The sequence below is a fragment of the Streptomyces longisporoflavus genome, from assembly GCF_014649775.1.
GTDB classification, from domain to species: Bacteria; Actinomycetota; Actinomycetes; order Streptomycetales; family Streptomycetaceae; genus Streptomyces; species Streptomyces longisporoflavus.
The window spans coordinates 284244-302018 of the sequence record NZ_BMTR01000005.1 but is presented as its reverse complement, the minus strand read 5'-3'; the positions used below and the strand labels follow the sequence as shown (position 1 = coordinate 302018).

At 71.8% G+C, this 17775-nt stretch carries 14 protein-coding genes; 6 read left to right on the top strand and 8 right to left on the bottom strand.

What is annotated here, in order from left to right; translation table 11 throughout:
- Positions 1-42: 42 nt before the first annotated feature.
- On the top strand, positions 43-1632 hold the full coding sequence (locus tag IE226_RS12830) for a multicopper oxidase family protein (protein WP_229870879.1): 1590 nt from the start codon (positions 43-45) through the stop codon (positions 1630-1632).
- Between the two features lie 89 nt (positions 1633-1721).
- Positions 1722-3479, top strand: a complete 1758-nt coding sequence (locus IE226_RS12825) for an NAD+ synthase (protein WP_190081248.1) — start codon at positions 1722-1724, stop codon at positions 3477-3479.
- 88 nt (positions 3480-3567) lie between these two features.
- On the opposite strand, the gene IE226_RS12820 is transcribed toward IE226_RS12825, so the two are convergent.
- The 4 genes from IE226_RS12820 to IE226_RS12805 all read right to left on the bottom strand — a co-directional run bounded on the left by IE226_RS12820 (position 3568) and on the right by IE226_RS12805 (position 8404).
- Positions 3568-4791 (bottom strand): MFS transporter, encoded by a 1224-nt coding sequence (locus tag IE226_RS12820; protein ID WP_190081247.1) that lies wholly within the window; start codon positions 4789-4791, stop codon positions 3568-3570.
- Positions 4792-4961: 170 nt separating this feature from the next.
- Positions 4962-5984, bottom strand: coding sequence for an endonuclease/exonuclease/phosphatase family protein (locus IE226_RS12815; protein ID WP_190081246.1), 1023 nt, complete (start codon positions 5982-5984; stop codon positions 4962-4964).
- Between the two features lie 174 nt (positions 5985-6158).
- Positions 6159-6758, bottom strand: a complete 600-nt coding sequence (locus IE226_RS12810) for a TetR/AcrR family transcriptional regulator (protein WP_229870836.1) — start codon at positions 6756-6758, stop codon at positions 6159-6161.
- 56 nt (positions 6759-6814) lie between these two features.
- Positions 6815-8404: an MFS transporter gene (locus IE226_RS12805; protein ID WP_190081245.1), complete on the bottom strand. Its 1590-nt coding sequence runs from the start codon at positions 8402-8404 to the stop codon at positions 6815-6817.
- 157 nt (positions 8405-8561) lie between these two features.
- Between IE226_RS12805 and panB the strand changes: the two genes are divergently transcribed.
- From panB to IE226_RS12790, 3 genes are all read left to right on the top strand, one after another.
- Complete coding sequence (gene panB / locus IE226_RS12800) at positions 8562-9461, top strand: 3-methyl-2-oxobutanoate hydroxymethyltransferase (RefSeq protein WP_190081244.1); 900 nt, start codon at positions 8562-8564, stop codon at positions 9459-9461.
- Positions 9462-9615: 154 nt separating this feature from the next.
- Entirely contained in the window at positions 9616-10635 is a 1020-nt protein-coding gene (locus IE226_RS12795; RefSeq protein WP_190081243.1) for an ATP-binding cassette domain-containing protein, read from the top strand.
- On the top strand, positions 10632-11459 hold the full coding sequence (locus tag IE226_RS12790; protein ID WP_190081242.1) for an ABC transporter permease: 828 nt from the start codon (positions 10632-10634) through the stop codon (positions 11457-11459). Before IE226_RS12795 ends, IE226_RS12790 begins: the two co-directional genes overlap by 4 nt.
- 9 nt (positions 11460-11468) lie before the next feature.
- Here IE226_RS12790 and IE226_RS12785 read toward each other — a convergent pair whose 3' ends face one another.
- Together IE226_RS12785 and IE226_RS12780 are read right to left on the bottom strand one after the other, a co-directional pair.
- Positions 11469-14810 (bottom strand): AfsR/SARP family transcriptional regulator, encoded by a 3342-nt coding sequence (locus IE226_RS12785; RefSeq protein ID WP_190081241.1) that lies wholly within the window; start codon positions 14808-14810, stop codon positions 11469-11471.
- Between the two features lie 633 nt (positions 14811-15443).
- Positions 15444-15863, bottom strand: coding sequence for a DUF6578 domain-containing protein (locus IE226_RS12780; RefSeq protein ID WP_190081240.1), 420 nt, complete (start codon positions 15861-15863; stop codon positions 15444-15446).
- Between the two features lie 107 nt (positions 15864-15970).
- Between IE226_RS12780 and IE226_RS12775 the strand changes: the two genes are divergently transcribed.
- Positions 15971-16774 (top strand): site-2 protease family protein, encoded by an 804-nt coding sequence (locus tag IE226_RS12775; RefSeq protein ID WP_190081239.1) that lies wholly within the window; start codon positions 15971-15973, stop codon positions 16772-16774.
- On the opposite strand, the gene IE226_RS12770 is transcribed toward IE226_RS12775, so the two are convergent.
- Both IE226_RS12770 and npdG read right to left on the bottom strand, forming a co-directional pair.
- Positions 16764-16955: a hypothetical protein gene (locus IE226_RS12770; protein WP_190081238.1), complete on the bottom strand. Its 192-nt coding sequence runs from the start codon at positions 16953-16955 to the stop codon at positions 16764-16766. The two genes, IE226_RS12775 and IE226_RS12770, sit on opposite strands and share 11 nt — an antisense overlap.
- Positions 16956-17052: 97 nt before the next feature.
- Positions 17053-17757 carry an NADPH-dependent F420 reductase gene (npdG, locus tag IE226_RS12765; RefSeq protein WP_190081237.1) on the bottom strand — a complete coding sequence of 235 codons (705 nt, stop codon included), beginning with the start codon at positions 17755-17757 and terminating at the stop codon, positions 17053-17055.
- Positions 17758-17775: the final 18 nt, after the last annotated feature.

Sequence of the window (17775 nt, the reverse complement as noted above, 5' to 3'; positions counted from 1 at the left end):
CGCAACCGAACCCCGCGCGATCGAACCCTGCGCGATCAGCCCCTGCGCTCCCCTTCGCGCCGCACTCTGCTCGGCGCGGCGACCGCCGTCGCCGGTTCGGGACTCCTGACGGCCTGTTCCGGTTCCGGTCCCGGCTCCGGCCATGCCGGACACGGCAGCGGCTCCAAGACCGGCAGCAGCCCCGAGGGCTATGTCGACCCGTCCGGCAGGGAAGTCGCCGCCGCGGAGAAGAAGCGAGCCGGCAGCGGCTCGGTCCGCGAGGTGAAGCTGACGGCCACGAAGACCGAGCTCGACCTCGGCGGCCGTACGGTCAGGAGCTGGGCGTACGGCGACCAGCTGCCCGGCAGGGAAGTCCGCGTCACCGCGGGCGACACCCTCGCCCTCACGCTCGCCAACCACCTCCCCGAGGCCACGTCCCTGCACTGGCACGGCCTCGCCCTGCGCAACGACATGGACGGCGTCCCCGGTCTCACCCAGCAGGCGATCAAGCCCGGCGCCGACTTCGCCTACCGCTTCGCGGTGCCGCACCCGGGGACGTACTGGTTCCATCCCCACTCGGGCACCCAGCAGGACCGCGGTCTGTACGCACCACTGATCGTCGAGGACCCCAAGGAGCGCTTGGAGTACGACAAGGAGTGGGTCGTCGTCCTGGACGACTGGGTCGACGGGGTCGACGGCTCGACACCGGACAGCGTGCTCGCGGAGCTCAGCAAGGGCATGGGCATGGGCGACCACGACATGGGCGGCGACCATGACATGAACGGCACAGATCACGGCGGGCGCGACACGCCGAAGGGCCCCTCCCGCATGATGATGGGCGCCAAGAGCGACCTCCTCGGCGGCGACGCGGGCGACGTGGCCTACCCGCACTATCTGATCAACGGCCGTACACCGGACGCCCCTTCCTCCTTCAAGGCCCGCCCGGGCGACCGCATCCGCCTGCGCATCATCAACGCCGGAGGCGACACCGCCTTCCGGGTGGCGCTCGGCGGCCACGAGATGACGGTGACGCACACGGACGGCTTCCCCGTGGAGCACGCGAAGACGGACGCGCTGCTGCTCGGCATGGGCGAGCGCTATGACGTCCTGGTCACCGCCAAGGACGGCGCGTTCCCGCTGACCGCGGCGGCCGAGGGCAAGAAGGCGGCGGCGCTCGCGGTCCTGCGCACGGGCGGCGGCGCGGTACCCGCTCCCTCGGCCCGCCCCCGCGAACTGAAGGGCCGCCTTCTGACGGCGGACAAGCTGCGGGCGGCCCCGTCCGTCGCGCTCCGGGCCCGCAAGCCGGACCGCACGATCAGGATCCGACTGACCGGCGGCATGGCGAAGTACGACTGGGCCTTCGACCGCAAGCCCTACTCACCCGACCAGCGCCACCCGGTCCGCGCGGGTGAGCGCGTCCGGCTGGTCTTCGCCAACTCGACGGCGATGTGGCACCCGGTCCATCTGCACGGGCACACGTTCACCCTGGCGAACGTGGCGGACGGCCCCCGCAAGGACACCGCGGTCATCCTGCCGAACGGCACCCTGACGGTGGACTTCGAGGCCGACAACCCGGGCCTGTGGATGATCCACTGCCACAACGTCTACCACTCGGAGGCAGGGATGATGACGGTCCTCGGCTACCGCGCCTGACCGGCGCCAAGCCGTGGGGCGCCCCCGCGTGGGGCGCCCCACACCGGCCGCACAGGACATCGCGTCGCTCTGACGATTAGACTGCCTCCGTGCCTCAACTACGCCTCGCCCTGAATCAGATCGACTCGACGGTCGGCGATCTCGCCGGGAACGTGGAGGCGATCGTCCGCTGGACCCGGCACTCCGCCGAGCAGGGAGCGCACCTCGTCGCGTTCCCCGAGATGGCGCTGACCGGGTACCCCGTCGAAGACCTCGCCCTGCGGTCGTCCTTCGTCGACGCCTCACGGGCGGCACTGCGCACGCTCGCCGCACGGCTGAACGACGAGGGGTACGGCGAACTGCCGGTCGTCGTCGGTTATCTCGACCGCACCGAGGAGGCCAAGCCGAAGTACGGCCAGCCCGCGGGCGCCCCGCGTGACGCCGCCGCCGTGCTGCACCGGGGCGAGGCCGTCCTGACGTACTCCAAGCACCACCTCCCGAACTACGGCGTCTTCGACGAGTTCCGCTACTTCGTGCCGGGCGAGACCCTGCCGGTCGTGCGGGTGCACGGCGTCGACGTGGCGCTCGCCATCTGCGAGGACCTCTGGCAGGACGGCGGACGCGTCCCGGCGACGCGCACCGCGGGGGCGGGCCTGCTGCTCTCGATCAACGCGTCGCCGTACGAGCGGAACAAGGACGACCAGCGCCTCGAACTGGTGCGCAAGCGCGCGCAGGAAGCCGGTTGCACCACCGCCTACCTCGCCATGATCGGCGGCCAGGACGACATCGTCTTCGACGGCGACTCCCTGGTCGTGGACCGGCACGGCGAAGTCATCGCGCGGGCGCCGCAGTTCTCCGAGGGCTGCGTGGTCCTCGATCTCGAACTGCCCGCCGCCGCACCCGAGCCGCCGTCGGGCATCGTGGACGACGGGCTGCGCGTCGAGCACGTCACGCTCTCCGGAGAGCCCCTGGCCGCCTACCGGCCGGAACTCACCGGCGGGTACGCCGAGCGGCTCGACGACGACGAGGAGGTGTACTCGGCGCTGGTCGTAGGGCTGCGCGCGTACGCCGCGAAGAACGGATTCAGCAGCGTCCTGATCGGCCTCTCCGGAGGCATCGACTCCGCGCTCACCGCCGCGATCGCCTGCGACGCGCTCGGCGCACAGAACGTGTACGGCGTCGCCATGCCGTCCCGCTACTCCTCGGACCACTCCATCAGCGACGCGGAGGACCTCGCCCGGCGTACGGGGCTGAACTTCCGCACGGTGCCGATCGCGCCGATGTTCGACGCGTACATGGATTCCCTGGGTCTGACCGGCCTCGCCGAGGAGAATCTCCAGTCACGGCTGCGCGGCACGATGCTGATGGCGCTCTCCAACCAGGAGGGCCACATCGTCCTCGCGCCGGGCAACAAGTCCGAGCTCGCGGTGGGGTATTCGACGCTCTACGGCGACTCGGTCGGGGCGTACGGGCCGATCAAGGACGTCTACAAGTCCGTGATCTTCCGGCTCGCCGAGTGGCGCAACCGCGCGGCGCTCGACCGCGGGCAGACGCCGCCGATCCCGGAGAACTCCATCAGCAAGCCGCCGAGCGCGGAGCTGCGGCCCGGTCAGGTGGACACGGACTCGCTGCCGGACTATCCCGTGCTCGACGCGATCCTGGAGATGTACGTCGACGGCGACCAGGGGGCGGACGCGATCGTCGCCGCCGGGTACGACCGGGAGCTGGTCGTCAAGACGCTGCGGATGGTGGACACCGCCGAGTACAAGCGGCGGCAGTACCCGCCGGGCACGAAGATCTCCGCGAAGGGCTTCGGCAAGGACCGGCGGCTGCCGATCACCAATCACTGGCGCGAGAAGTCGGTCTGACGGCGACGGGCGGGCACGCGGGCGGGGAAAGATCCGCCGCGAGGCGGCGGATCAGTCGCCCGCCCGTGTGTCACCCGGGGCGTAGGGGTTACCGGCGGGACGCCTCCCGCCGCGGCTCCCCCGAAGCCACCAGGCGCTCGTTGCCCGCGGCGGGCATCGGCGCGGGCGACCGCAGGTCCACCACGTACGCGAGGCCGGCCACGGCGAGGCCGAGCACCGCGAGGAACGCGCCCGCCACCGCCGGCGACGTCACGCCGAAGCCCGCGGCAAGCGCGAGGCCGCCGATCCAGGCACCGCCCGCGTTGGCGAGGTTGAACGCCGCCTGGTTCGCGGACGAGGCCAGGGACGGGGCGGCGGACGCCTTCTCCATGACCATCAGCTGCAACGGCGACCCGGTCGTGAACGCCGCCATGCCGAGCAGCGCCACCGCGATCGCCGCGCCCCACGCGGCGCCCATCATGAGCGGGAACAGGGCGAGGACGACGACCAGGGCCGTGAGTCCGCCGAAGAGCGTGCCCCGCAGCGAGTGGTCGGCGAGCCGGCCGCCGAGCAGGTTGCCCGCGGTCGCGCCGACACCGAACAGCGCGAGCAGCAGCGTGACGCTGGACTCGGCGTAGCCCGCCGCGTCCGTGAGCATGGGCGTCACATAGCTGTACGCGGAGAACAGCGCGCCGAAGCCGGCGACGGTCGTACCGAGCGCGAGCCAGACCGGAACGCTGCGCAGCGCCCGGATCTCGCCGCGCAGGCCGCCGCTCTCGCCGTGGGCGTGGTCGGCGGGTACGAGGAACGCGAGCGCGGCGATGGCCACCAGGCCGATCGCGCTGACCGCGAGGAACGTGGCGCGCCAGCCGAGCTGCTGCCCCATGGCCGTGGCCACGGGTACGCCGACGATGTTGGCGACGGTCAGGCCGAGGAACATCAGGGAGACCGAGCGCGCCTTGCGCTCGGGGGCCACCAGGCCGGTGGCGACGACCGCGCCGACGCCGAAGAACGCGCCGTGCGGGAGGCCGCTGAGGAAGCGGGCGGCCATCAGCCAGTGGTAGTCGGGGGCGGCCGCCGAGAGGGCATTGCCCGCGACGAAGAGCACCATCAGGCCGATGAGGACGCGGCGGCGCGGCATGCGCGCGGTGACCGCGGCGAGCAGCGGGGCACCGATGACGACGCCGAGGGCGTACGCGGAGACCAGGTGTCCGGCAGTGGGGATGGATATGCCGAGGTCGTCGGCGACGTTGGGCAGCAGGCCCATCATCACGAACTCGGTGGTGCCGATGCCGAAGGCGCCCACGGCGAGGGCGAGCAGGGCCAGGGGCATGAAGAAACCTTCCGGGGGAGCGCAGGAGGGGGTGCATCGGGGAGGGATGCGGGGGGACGGTGTTCCGTAAGTTTACGTACGGAACAAACCCTCTCAGGCCCAGTATTCCGTGAGGTTAAAAACGGATGTGCGGCATGTGGCGGGAGTGACCGCCCTGCCGTCGCCGGAGGCTAGATCTCGAGCCGCGCCGCGATCGGCAGGTGGTCGCTCGTCGTCTCCGGCAGCGTCCACGACGACATCGGCTCGACGCCCTTCACCATGATCTGGTCGATCCGCGCCATCGGGAACGACGCCGGCCAGCTGAACCCGAAGCCGTCGCCCGCCGCGCCCTGCGTGGACCGCATCTGCGAGGTGACCGCGTTCAGGGCGCGGTCGTTCATCGTGCCGTTCAGGTCGCCGAGCAGCACGACCTTGGAAAGCTTCTCGTCGGCGATCGCCTCACCGAGCGCGTCCGCGCTGTCGTCACGCTGGTTGGCGGTGAAGCCCGCATCCAGCTTGACCCGCACCGAAGGCAGGTGGGCGACGTGGACGGCGACCTCGCCCTTGGGCGTGACGACCGTCGTCCGCATCGCGCGGACCCAGCCCAGCTTGATGTCCACGGGCTTGGTGCCGGTCAGGGGGTACTTGCTCCACAGCCCGACGGTGCCCTGCACCGAGTGGTACTTGTACGTGCCGGCCAGGGCCTTCTCGTACGTCGGGACGGCGTTCGGCGTGAGCTCCTCGAGCGCCACGACGTCGGCGCCGGACGCGGCGACGTCACGGGCGGTGCCCGAAGGGTCGGCGTTGTCCGCGTTCACGTTGTGGGTGGCGACCGTCAGATCGCCGCCGGTGGCGGACTTGCCGGTGATCAGGCCGCCGAAGGAGTTCACCCAGATGATCGCGGGCAGCAGCACGGCGATCAGGGCGACGGCGGACTTGCGGACGAAGCCGATGACGAGCAGCACCGGGATCAGCACGCCGAGCCAGGGCAGGAACGTCTCGGTGAGGCTGCCGAGGTTGCCGATGCCGTTCGGGATCTGCGCGTGGAAGAGCATCACCAGGGCGAGGAAGACCGCGACCCCGGCCGTGACGAGCCCGCGCCTCCAGATGCCCCGGTCCCCGCGCCAACCGTCGATCAGGCGCCGGAACCGGGACCCCTGGCGGTCGGGCCCCGCGCCCTCGCTGCCTGTCTCCGTCACATACGCCTGCGCCATACGCTCGTCGCCTCACTGGTGCCGTGCAACCGTCCTCGCCCCTGAAACCCTAGGCGATAAACGGGTGTCCTCCCCGCCGTCCGAGACGGCCGTACGGGACGATGACGAGCAGGGCGGCGCGGCGGGTTCCACATCTCCGCGCACAACGGGTCCGCTGTGACGAAACGCGCACATTCACCCCGTGGGCCGCAGCCCGGCGAGCACCGTGTCCACGATCTGTTCGGCGAGGTCCTCGTCGAGCGGATCGTCGGACCGCAGGGTGGTGCGTACGAGCATGGGGCCGACGAAGAGGTCGTTGGCGAGCACGAGGTCCGTGCCGGCGCGGAGTTCGCCGTTCTCCATGCCGCGGCGCAGCACCTCGCGCATGACGCGGCGCTGGGGTTCGATCACGGTCGCGTGGTACGCCTCCCACAGCTTCGGCAGGCTCTTCATCTGCGCGAACACGTTGTGCAGCAGCGCGGAGGAGCGCATGTTCACGCCGCGCCTGCGCAGATGCTCCAGGCAGACGATGATGTCGCCGCGCATGGACTCGCCGGGCAGCTCGGGAGGAGGATCGTCCACGCCGCGCAGAATGTCGACGAGGAGTTCCTCCTTGCCGCTCCAGCGGCGGTAGATGGTGGCCTTGCCCACGCCTGCCGTGCGCGCGATCCGCTCGATGGAGATCTCGGCGAGGGGCTCGCCGTCCTCGATCAGCTTCAGGACACCCTCGACGATCGACCGCTCCACGGCCTCGCTGCGGGGACGCCCCCGGACGCCCTTGGCGATGTGGCCCACGTCTGCTCCGCCTCTCGTCGACCGCCGTCGTGCGGGATCGATTGTCTCCGCCCCGGTCAGTGCCCCGCGCCCACGGGGTCGGCCTCCGGCTCCGGCTCCGGCTCGCGGGGCGTGCGGCCCGGCAGGAACAGGGCGACGACCACGACGCCGATCAGGGCGACGCCCGCGCCGCAGAGCGCGGTGACGTGCATGGCGTGCAGGAAGGAGTCGTGGGCCGCGGCCACCAGGGGCTCGCCGCGCGGGCCGAGCTTGGCCGCAACGCCGAGAGTGGCCTCGATGGACTCGCCCGCCGCGTGCCGCGCGTCGGCGGGCAGGAGGGTGAGCTTGTCCTCGACGCCGTTGCGGTAGGCCGCGGAGAGCACGGAGCCGAGCACGGCGATGCCCAGGGCGCCGCCGACCTGCCGGAAGGTGTTGCTCAGCGCGGAGGCCGAGCCCGCCTTCTCGCGGGGCAGGGCCTGCATGATGACGACGCTCGCGGGCGTCATGATGTGCGCCATGCCGGTGCCCATCAGGAAGAACATGACCTCCAGGATCCAGATCGGCGTATCGGCCTCCAGGATCGTGAAGGCGGCGAGCATCGAGGCCAGGAGCAGCAGGCCGCCCGCGCACACGGCCCGGACGCCGAAGCGGTCGACGACGAGGCGGGCGCGCGGCGCGAAGATGAGCTGGGCCGCGGCGAGCGGCAGCATCAGCAGGCCGGTCTGCAGCGGGGAGTAGCCGCGCACGCTCTGCGTGTAGAAGACCGCGAAGAACGTCACGCCCATCAGCGCGAAGAAGACCAGCGCGAGAGAGCTGATCGCCGCCGAGAAGACGCGGTTCCTGAAGTACGAGATGTCGATGGAGGGGTGGTCGCTGCGCTTCTCGTACAGCACGAAGCCGACGAGTACGGCGAGGCCCGCGAAGACGGTGCCGAGGACGGCGGGGTCGGTGAAGTCGGCGAGCTGGCCGCCCTTGATGATGCCGTAGACGAGCAGGACGAGGCCGACGACGGACAGGCCCACGCCCACCAGGTCGATCCGGCCCGGCCCGGGGTCGCGTGATTCGGGGACGAGCCAGATCATCAGGCCGATCGCGACGATCACGATCGGCACGTTCACCAGGAAGACCGAGCCCCACCAGAAGTGGTCGAGCAGTACGCCGCCGGTGATGGGCCCGATCGCGATGGCGAGGCCGACGCCGCCCGCCCAGATGCCGATGGCCTTGGGCTGCTCCTCGCGCTCGAAGACGTTCATCAGGACGGCGAGGGTGGCGGGCATCACGAAGGCGGCGCCGAGGCCCATCACCGCGCGGAACAGGATGAGTTGGACGGGCGAGCCGGACTCGGCGGCGAGCGCGGAGCCGATGCCGAAGACGGCGAGGCCGACCAGCAGCATCTTCTTGCGGCCGAGCCGGTCGCCGAGCAGACCCGCCGTGAAGAGCAGCCCGGCGAAGACCAGCGTGTAGGAGTTGATGGCCCACTCCAGGTCGCCCTGGGTGGCGCCCAGGCCCGTGGGCTCCGGGGTCGAGATCGTCTTGATGGCGACGTTCAGGATCGAGTTGTCGAGCACCACGATCAGCAGGCTCAGCATCAGGACGCCGAGGATCGCCCAGCGGCGCCGGTGCACGGCCTCCGGTATGCGTGGGGTGGAGACGGCGGGAGTAGTCATGACGTCCACCGTAGACTCATTCCGATACGAGACCGTCTCGTATTGTAAAGACTTTACCGAAGGGGGCCCCTAGCCGATTCGCGGCACGCGATGCCACCATGGAGGAGATCCGGGGACGCCGTCAGGGCGCCTCGAGATAACAGAAGGAGCCGTTGCGATGACGCAACTTCCGGCTGCCCAGAACCAGCCCGCGGGGTCCACCGCTCCCGCCGCGAGCCCGTCCGCCGACAGCAGCAAGGCGCTGTACGGAGGCAAGAGCTCCCGCCGCATCACCGTCCGGGACATCACCGCCGCCAAGGAGCGCGGCGAGAAGTGGCCCATGCTCACCGCGTACGACGCGATGACCGCGTCCGTCTTCGACGAGGCCGGCATCCCCGTGATGCTGGTCGGCGACTCGGCGGGCAACTGTCACCTCGGGTACGAGACCACCGTGCCCGTCACCCTCGACGAGATGACCATGCTGTCCGCGGCCGTCGTACGGGGCACCTCGCGTGCCCTGATCGTCGGCGACCTGCCCTTCGGCTCGTACCAGGAAGGGCCGGTCCAGGCGCTTCGCTCGGCGACGCGCCTGGTGAAGGAGGCCGGGGTCGGTGCGGTGAAGCTCGAAGGGGGTGAACGTTCCCTCGCCCAGACCGAGCTGATCGTCTCCTCCGGCATCCCCGTCATGTCCCACCTGGGCCTCACGCCGCAGTCCGTGAACACCATGGGCTACCGCGTGCAGGGCCGCGGCGACGAGGCGGCGCACCGGCTGCTGCGCGACGCGAAGGCCGCGCAGGACGCGGGCGCCTTCGCGGTGGTCCTCGAACTGGTCCCCGCGGAGCTCGCCGCCGAGGTCACCCGCTCGCTGCACATCCCGACGGTCGGCATCGGGGCGGGCGCCGCCTGCGACGCGCAGGTCCTGGTCTGGACGGACATGCTGGGCCTGACCGGCGGCAAGATGCCGCGCTTCGTGAAGCAGTACGCGGAGCTGCGGAACGTGATGAGCGGCGCGGCCAAGGCGTTCGCGGAGGACGTCGTGGGCGGCACGTTCCCGGCCGCGGAACACTCGGTCCACTAGCACCGCAGGGCGGTTCTCCACCGCCGTACAAGCCATGGCGGCACCACCGGCAGCCCGTCGATTTCCCCCGTCGACGGGCTGTCCGCTTTCCCCCACAGGCCGGGTGTAGGCGGGCTGTCGGCGGTTTGTCGGTGGCGGCTGCCACTCTTACGGCATGAAGCGAATCGACAACATCCCCGGCGGCGCGGGAAGCGCCGTCACCGTGAGGGGACTGGTCAAGCACTACGGCGAGACCAAAGCGCTGGACGGCGTGGACCTCGACGTGCGCGAGGGCACCGTCCTCGGCGTGCTCGGTCCGAACGGCGCCGGCAAGACCACCCTCGTACGCTGCCTCTCCACCCTCGTCGTCCCGGACTCGGGCTCGGCCGTCGTCGCCGGGTACGACGTCGTGCGCCAGCCCCGCCAGCTCCGCCGGGTCATAGGCCTGACCGGCCAGTACGCGTCCGTGGACGAGAAGCTCTCGGGGCGCGAGAACCTCTACATGATCGGGCGGCTCCTCGACCTCTCCCGCAAGGAGGCCAGGTCACGGGCCGACTCGCTCCTGGAGCGGTTCTCCCTCACCGAGGCGGCGGGCCGCCCCGCCAAGACGTACTCCGGCGGCATGCGCCGCCGCCTCGACCTCGCGGCGTCGATGATCGGCAGCCCCTCCGTCCTCTACCTGGACGAGCCCACCACCGGCCTCGACCCCCGCACCCGCAACGAGGTGTGGGCCGAGGTCAAGCGCATGGTCACCGACGGCGTCACCGTGCTGCTCACCACGCAGTACATGGAGGAGGCCGAGCAGCTCGCCTCCGAGCTGACCGTCATCGACCGCGGCAAGGTCATCGCCAACGGCGGCATCGACGAGCTGAAGGCGAAGGTCGGCGGCCGCACCCTGCGCATCCGCCCGGCCGACCCGCTGGAGCTGCGCCCGCTGGCCGCCGCGCTCGACGACATGGGCCTGACCGGACTCGCCAGCTCGACCGTGGACGCCGAGTCCGGCACGGTCCTGGTGCCGATCCTCAGCGACGAGCAGCTCACCGCCGTGGTCGGCGCGGTCACCGCGCGCGGCATCACGATCGGCTCGATCGCCACCGAACTGCCCAGCCTGGACGAGGTGTTCCTCTCCATCACCGGCCAGAAGGCCAGCGCCCCGCAGGACGCCCGCCCCGAACTCGAGGAGGTCGCCGTATGAGCGCCACCACTCTCACGCCGCCCCTCCATCAGGGCGAGGCGGATGCCCGCATCGGCCTTCGCGACCACGTGCGTCACACCAGCGCCCTGGTCCGCCGCAATCTGCTCTGGATCCGCCAGGACCCGGAGTCGATGCTCGACGCGATATTGATGCCGATCATCTTCACGCTCCTGTTCGTGTACGTCTTCGGCGGCTCCATCGGGCAGGCGCTCGGCGGCGGTCAGGACGCCTACGTGCAGTACGTGGTGCCGGGCATGATGGCGATGATGAGCATGAACATCGCCATGGCCGTCGGCACCGGCTTCAACCAGGACTTCCAGAACGGCATCATGGACCGCTTCCGCACCCTGCCGATCGGTCAGGGTTCGGTGCTCTTCGCCAAGATCGTGGTCGAGCTGATGCGGATGCTCGTCGCGACGGCGGTCATGATGGTCGTCGGTGTCCTGGTGGGCTTCGACATCACGAACTGGGGCGGCCTGTTCGCCGCCGTGGGCCTGTCGGCCCTCTTCGGCTCCGCCATCATGTGGATCTTCCTGGTCCTCGGTGTCTCGCTGAAGAGCGCCCAGTCCGTGCAGGCGATGGGCTTCCTGGTCCTGATGCCGCTGCAGTTCGGCTCGTCGATCTTCGCGCCGACGCAGTCGATGCCGGGCTGGCTGCAGGCCTTCACCGACTACAACCCGCTGTCCTCGCTGGCCGACTCCGCGCGCGGCCTGATGGTGGGCGGCCCGGTCGCCCACGACATCTGGGTGACGGTCGGCTGGTCGGTGGTGCTCACGGTGGTGATGGCGCCGATCGCGATCCACAAGTTCCGCACGAAGAGCTGAGCGCGCGGGCTACGCGATGTGCCGGTCGCAGAGGGCGGCGGCCTCCTCCACGGAGAGACTGCCGCCTTCCGCGTACGCCGCCTCGTACGCGGCGTCACCCAGTGCCGCGCGCGCCGTCCCCTCGGCGGCCGTGCTGATCTCGCGTTCCGCGGCGGCGGCGAAGTGACCCGGCGGCAGCTCACGCCGGGCCACGGCGATCAGCCGGGCCGCGTCGGCGGCGTTCCGGCCGCCGTCGAGCGCGGCCAGGGCGCGGGCCGCGGTGGTGAGATGGACGGAGGTCATCTGCGGCGCCATCATCTTGGTCAGCGGGTCGACGGACTTGTCGAGCGCGGCGCGCGCCGCGGCGAGGCCCTCGGCATGACGGCCGTCCACGGTGTCGAGCCAGGCCTCGGCGCCCAGCATGAAGCCGTCGAAGATGACGAACTCGGCGGCCTTGAACTCGGTCCGCAGCAGCCGCAGTTGCTCGCGGGCCTCGGCGGTGCGGCCGGTGCGGCCGAGCAGGTCGACGAGGAAGAACCGGGCGGCGGGCATGGACTGCCCGTTGCCGCCGGCGCCGTCACGCTCCATGACCGACCAGAGCAGCTCCTCGCCCCTGGCCAGTTCACCCGCCTCGGCGAGCACTCCCCCGAGCCTCGCCATGAGCACGTTCACCTGCGCGCAGGCGCCGAGCCGCTCCGCGTGCTCGATGGCGGCGCCGAAGTCCTCGGCTGCGAGGGTGTACCGGCCGCGCCGCTCGTGGGCCTCGCCGCGCGAGGAGAGCGCCTCGGCCATGCCCCACACGTCGCCGAGCCGCGTGAAGATCTCCAGGGACTCGTCGGCGTCACGGCGTGCGTCGCCCGCCCAGTCGGAGCGGTTGGCACGGATGTTGGCGCGCTGCTGGAGGGAAGCGGCGAGCTCCCACTCGTACCCCAGCTCGCGGCAGGTGTCGATGGTCGCGTCGACGATCTCGTAGAGCCGGGTGATGTCGCCCTCGAACATCACCGCGAAGAACCACAGGCTCCCCGGCGACCAGCAGGTCTGCGGAAGCCCCGGCCGGTACGCCTCCCGGATGCCCGCGAGCTTTGCGGCGGCCTCCGGCGTCTGCCAGGCCGCCAGGTTCATGTCCATGACGGAGAGCTGGATCAGGTGGACTCCGCGGCGCGCCTCCGCGAGCACCTCGGGGCGCATGGGCAGCGGGGCGTCCGTGCAGCGTTCGTAGAGCGGCTCCACCGGGGTGACGGGGCGGGCGAAGGGGTCGGGCCCCAGAGCGATGACCTCGCGGGCCCAGTTGCGGATCTCGACGCGCAGGTCACGGATCGTCCAGAACCAGGAGAGCGAGAGGACGAGACAGAGCGCCTCCTGCTCCTCCCTGGCGGCGACCGCGTGCCGCAGGGCGGTGCGCAGGTTCTCGTACTCCACCTCGAGACCCTCGACGGCCTCCCGCTGTCCGCCGCCCCGCAGCCGCGGTTCGGTCAGCCGGGCGAACTCCCGGAAGTACACGAGGTGGGCCCGTTCGGCGGCGCCGCGGTCACCGGCCTCGTCGAGCCGTTCGCCCGCGTACTCCGCCACGGTTTCGAGCAGCCGGTAGCGCATGACGCCCTGCGGCGAGGGGGCGGCGACGAGAAGGGACTTGTCGACGAGGGAGCCGAGTACGTCCGCGATGTCGGGCGGCCGGAGCCCCGCCCCCTCGCCTTCGGCGGTCGCTTCGGCCGGCACCCCGCACACCGCTTCGGCGGCGGCGAGGTCGCAGCCGCCCGCGAAGACGGAGAGGCGGCGCAGGACGGTGCGCTCGGGGGCGTCCAGGAGATCCCAGGACCAGTCGACGACCGCGCGCAGCGTCTGCTGGCGGGGCAGGACCGTGCGGGCGCCGTTCGTCAGGAGGCGGAAGCGGTCGTCGAGGCGGTCGGCGATCTGACGCGGGGTGAGCATGCGCAGGCGGGCGGCGGCGAGTTCGATGGCGAGCGGAAGGCCGTCGAGGCGCCGGCAGATCTCCGCTGCCGCCGCCGGGTCGTCCTCGACGCGGAAGCCCGGCCTGGCCGCCGCGCCGCGGTCCGCGAGCAGGCGGAGGGCGATGGGTTCCGGCAGCGGCTCGACGGGGCGCAGCAACTCCCCCGGTACGCCGAGGGGTTCACGGCTGGTGGCGAGGACGGTGAGGCCGGGGCAGTGCGCGAGCAGCCGGTCCGCGAGGCGGGCGGCGGCGTCGATGACGTGCTCGCAGTTGTCGAGGATCAGGAGCATGCGGCGAGGCGCGCAGTGTTCGGTGAGGCGGACCACGGGGTCGTCGCCGTGCCGCTCCGACACCGCCCGCAGCTCTTCGGCGCCCGCGCCGCGCAGCACCGTCTCGCGGGCCCCGAGGGCGGTGAGGACCGCCTCGGGGACGGCGTCGGGGTCCTCGACCGGCGCGAGCTCGGCCAGCCATACGCCGTCGGGAACGCCGCCCGCGTGTGCCTCGGCGGCCTCCTGCGAGAGCCGCGTCTTCCCGGCGCCGCCGGGTCCGAGCAGCGTGACGAGGCGGGCTCGTGCCAGATCGCCGCGGATGGCCTCGATGTCGCCCTCGCGGCCGACGAAGGAGGTGAGTCTGGCTCGCAGGTTGCCCTGCGGTCCGCGCGGCGGGCGAATCCTGGCCGGCGGCGGCTGCGGTTCGTCGCTCTGCAGCAACTCTTCGTGCAGCGCGCGGAGTTCAGGCCCCGGGTCGGCCCCGATGCGGTCCGCGATGTGCCGCCGTACGCCGTCGTACGCGGCGAGCGCCTCCGCCGGGCGGCCCGCGTCGCGCAGCGCCCGCAGCCGCAGGGCCTGTAGCGGCTCGTCGAGGGGGTGGGTGTCGCACAGGGCGGCGAGTTCGGGCAGCGCCTGTTCGGCCCTGCCGAGCGCGAGGGCCGCGGCAAGGCCGGCGCGGCGGGTCTCCAGGCGGCGGGCCTCCCACCGGGCGGCTTCCGCCGTGCGGTCCGGCAGGTCGACGAGTACGGGGCCCTGCCAGAGGGCCAGCGCGTCGTCGAGGATCGTCGCGGCCTTGGCCGCGTCACCGTCGGCGAGGGCGTCCATGCCCTCGCCCGCGAGCCGGTCGAAGCGGTACAGGTCGATGTCGTCCGGCGCGGCACACAGCTGATACCCGCCCTCGGTCGATGCGATCGCGTCGGCGCCGATGGCCCTGCGCAGCCGCCCCACCAGCGCCTGCACCGCCCCGGTCGCGTCGGCGGGCGGATCGCCGTCCCACACCTCACCGACGAGAACGGCCACCGGAACGGGCCGGGGAGCACGCAGAGCAAGGACCGTCAAAAGAGCGCGCAGCCTTGAGCCGCCGACGGGGGCATGCGTTCCGTCGGCGTGAAATGCCTGAGTGGTGCCGAGAATGCGATAGCGCACGGGGTCCATTGTCTCTGGTGGAGGTGCGGAGCGATGTCAGATGCCGCGGGGGGCTGAATACATGGGCGGTCACGGGGGGGGGCGGGCGAAGTGCGGGCAAGGGCGGGCAGAGGCGGCGCGGGGGCAGGCAGAGGCGGTACCGGGGGGCGGGCACGAGCGGCGGCAGGGCAGTCTCGGGGGCCTGAGGTTCGCCCCGGAGCCTCGTCGCGTCGCGCCTTGTCCGACGTTCCCCCCGGGTCCCCGCCGCACCGTGTGCGCCGCCAGACCGAGCCCCCGCCGGCCCGAGTCCCCAGGGGCCCGCGGCGAACACGGCCGCCGGTCAGGCAGTCCCTTCCACCTTGTCCGGCGTTCCCCCGGGTCCCCGTCGCACCGTGTGCGCCGCCGGACTGCGAGTCCCCGCCGGTATGCGCTCCCCACCCCCCGACACACCGTGCGCCGCCGGGCTGTGGGTCCCCGCCGGTCTGCGTTCTCCAACCCCCGTCGCACCATGTGCCGCCGGGCCGAATCCCCGCCAATCTGCACCCCAACCCCCCGACACACCATGCGCCGCCAGACCGAGCCTCCGCCGGCCCGAGTCCCCGGGCCCGCGTCCCCAGGGGCCCCGCCCCGTCCCCAGCGGCCCGCGGCGAGCCGGGCCGCCCGTCAGGCAGTGCCCCCAGCCTCCCCCGCGCCCTCTGCCTCCCCTGCGCCTGCGCCCTCCGCGCCCTCCGCGTCCTCCGCCACCTCCAAGGAGACCAGCACCCCCACCTCGCTGCGGAAGCGGCCCTGTTCTCGGCAGCCGTCCACCGGGTCCGTGAACCACTTGGGGCACTTCTCCACCGGGCGGAGCCACCTCTCCCCCTCCACCGGCTCGTACGTGCCCGCACGCAGTTCGAAGCCCTGCGTCACCATCTGGATCGACCGCACCCGCCCCACCGTGTCGGGCCCCTCCTCCCCGTGCCGTTCCACGAAGTAGAGCCGCGGGCCGCCGCCGAGCTGCCATGCCACCTCGTCCCCCACGGAGAACGGCTTCCCGCAGCACTCCATCTGCCAGTCGTCGTACATCACGTTCCACAGCGCCATGCCCCCACCTTCCCCGGAACTCCCCACCGAGTGCGAGACGTTTTCGTCGTACGCCGGGGTACGGTCCCGTACGACAACCGGCCCGCCAGACCCAGGAGCCCCGCCCCATGACCACCGCTCCCACCCGACGCAGCGACCGGCGGATCAGCCCCGTCTTCCTCGGGATCGCCGCCGTCACCGCGGTCTCCGGCTGGGCCGTGTGGACCGGATTCGCGGACAACTCCGGGCTCGCCGTCTTCCTCTTCGTCACGGCCGCCTGGATCGTCTCGCTCTGTCTGCACGAGTACGCGCACGCCCGCACCGCCCTGCACAGCGGCGACATCTCCATCGGCGCGAAGGGCTATCTGACCCTCAACCCGCTGAAGTACACGCACGCGCTGCTCAGCATCGTCCTGCCGGTGCTCTTCGTGATCATGGGCGGCATCGGCCTGCCCGGCGGCGCCGTCTTCATCGAGCGGGGCCGGATCCGCGGCAAGTGGAAGCACAGCCTGATCTCGGCCGCGGGCCCGCTGACGAACGTGCTGTTCGCGATCGTCTGCACCGCGCCCTTCTGGCTCGACGCGCTCTCCGGCGTCCCGGACACCTTCCGGTTCGCGCTCGGCTTCCTGGCGCTGCTCCAGGTGACGGCCGCGATCCTGAACTCGCTGCCCATCCCCGGCCTCGACGGCTACGGGGTGATCGAGCCCTGGCTCTCGCACAAGATCCGCCGCCAGGTGGAGCCGTTCGCGCCGTTCGGCCTGATCGCCGTCTTCGGCATCCTGTGGATCCCCGAGGTGAACGGCGCGTTCTTCGACGCGATCGACGCGATCCTGCGCGGCCTCGGCGTGGGCGACCTGGAGACGTACTGCGGCCAGGACTTCTACCGCTTCTGGGACGGCGACCCGAGCCAGTACTGCACGCTCAACCCGTAGCGGCCCGCGAGGCGTCCCGCTGCGACTTCGCGCGGCGCAGGTAGTACCACGCCATGTTCGACGAGAGCCCGGCGAGCAGCACCCAGACGACGCCGACCCAGTTGCCCTGGACGAAGGAGACCACGGCCGCGGCGACGGCGAGGACGCAGACCGTGAGGGCGTAGAGAGCGAGGCGGGGCATGGGGGTCGGCTCCTGTCGGGGGTCGGTCCGTGGGCTGGCTGGCGGGCCGCCGCACGCGGCGGCGTCCGCAACCAGTGTCCCCCATGCCCGCTACGTCCTAGACGTCGGTCACGCGCAGCCCCGCGTGGGCCTTGTACCGCCGGTTCACGGAGATCAGGTTGGCCACGAGGGACTCGACCTGGTGCGCGTTGCGCAGCCGGCCCGCGAAGACGCCCCGCATGCCGGGGATGCGCGCGGCGAGCGCCTGGACGATGTCCGTGTCGGCGCGGGCCTCGCCGAGGACCATCACATCGGTGTCGATCTCCTCGACGGCCGGGTCCTGGAGCAGCACCGCCGACAGGTGGTGGAAGGCGGCCGTGACCCTGGAGTCCGGCAGGAGGGCGGCGGCCTGCTCGGCGGCGCTGCCCTCCTCGGGCTTGAGGGCGTAGGCGCCCTTCTTGTCGAAGCCCAGCGGGTTCACGCAGTCGACGACGAGCTTGCCGCTCAGCTCCTCGCGCAGCGCCTCAAGCGTCTTGCCGTGCCCGTCCCACGGCACGGCGACGATCACGATGTCGCTGCGCCGCGCGCACTCCGCGTTCTCGGCGCCCTCGACGCCGTGACCGAGCTCGTCGGCGGCGGTCTGCGCCCGCTCGGCCGCACGGGAGCCGATGATCACCTTCTGGCCCGCGCGGGCGAGCCGGTAGGCGAGGCCGCGTCCCTGGTCACCGGTGCCGCCGAGCACGCCGACGACGAGCCCGGAAACGTCGGGCAGCTCCCACGGATCCTTGGCCGGAGCCTTCTGCACACTGTCGTTAGAGGTCATGCGGCCGACCTTACTCAC

What these genes read in the sequence shown, in the direction of transcription:
- IE226_RS12775 (WP_190081239.1), top strand. Translation starts at nt 15,971, where the DNA reads ATGACCACCGCTCCCACCCGACGCAGCGACCGGCGGATCAGCCCCGTC.
- npdG (WP_190081237.1), bottom strand. Translation starts at nt 17,757, where the DNA reads ATGACCTCTAACGACAGTGTGCAGAAGGCTCCGGCCAAGGATCCGTGG.
- IE226_RS12770 (WP_190081238.1), bottom strand. Translation starts at nt 16,955, where the DNA reads ATGCCCCGCCTCGCTCTCTACGCCCTCACGGTCTGCGTCCTCGCCGTC.
- IE226_RS12790 (WP_190081242.1), top strand. Translation starts at nt 10,632, where the DNA reads ATGAGCGCCACCACTCTCACGCCGCCCCTCCATCAGGGCGAGGCGGAT.
- IE226_RS12805 (WP_190081245.1), bottom strand. Translation starts at nt 8,404, where the DNA reads ATGACTACTCCCGCCGTCTCCACCCCACGCATACCGGAGGCCGTGCAC.
- IE226_RS12815 (WP_190081246.1), bottom strand. Translation starts at nt 5,984, where the DNA reads ATGGCGCAGGCGTATGTGACGGAGACAGGCAGCGAGGGCGCGGGGCCC.
- panB (WP_190081244.1), top strand. Translation starts at nt 8,562, where the DNA reads ATGACGCAACTTCCGGCTGCCCAGAACCAGCCCGCGGGGTCCACCGCT.
- IE226_RS12780 (WP_190081240.1), bottom strand. Translation starts at nt 15,863, where the DNA reads ATGGCGCTGTGGAACGTGATGTACGACGACTGGCAGATGGAGTGCTGC.
- IE226_RS12820 (WP_190081247.1), bottom strand. Translation starts at nt 4,791, where the DNA reads ATGCCCCTGGCCCTGCTCGCCCTCGCCGTGGGCGCCTTCGGCATCGGC.
- IE226_RS12785 (WP_190081241.1), bottom strand. Translation starts at nt 14,810, where the DNA reads ATGGACCCCGTGCGCTATCGCATTCTCGGCACCACTCAGGCATTTCAC.
- IE226_RS12795 (WP_190081243.1), top strand. Translation starts at nt 9,616, where the DNA reads ATGAAGCGAATCGACAACATCCCCGGCGGCGCGGGAAGCGCCGTCACC.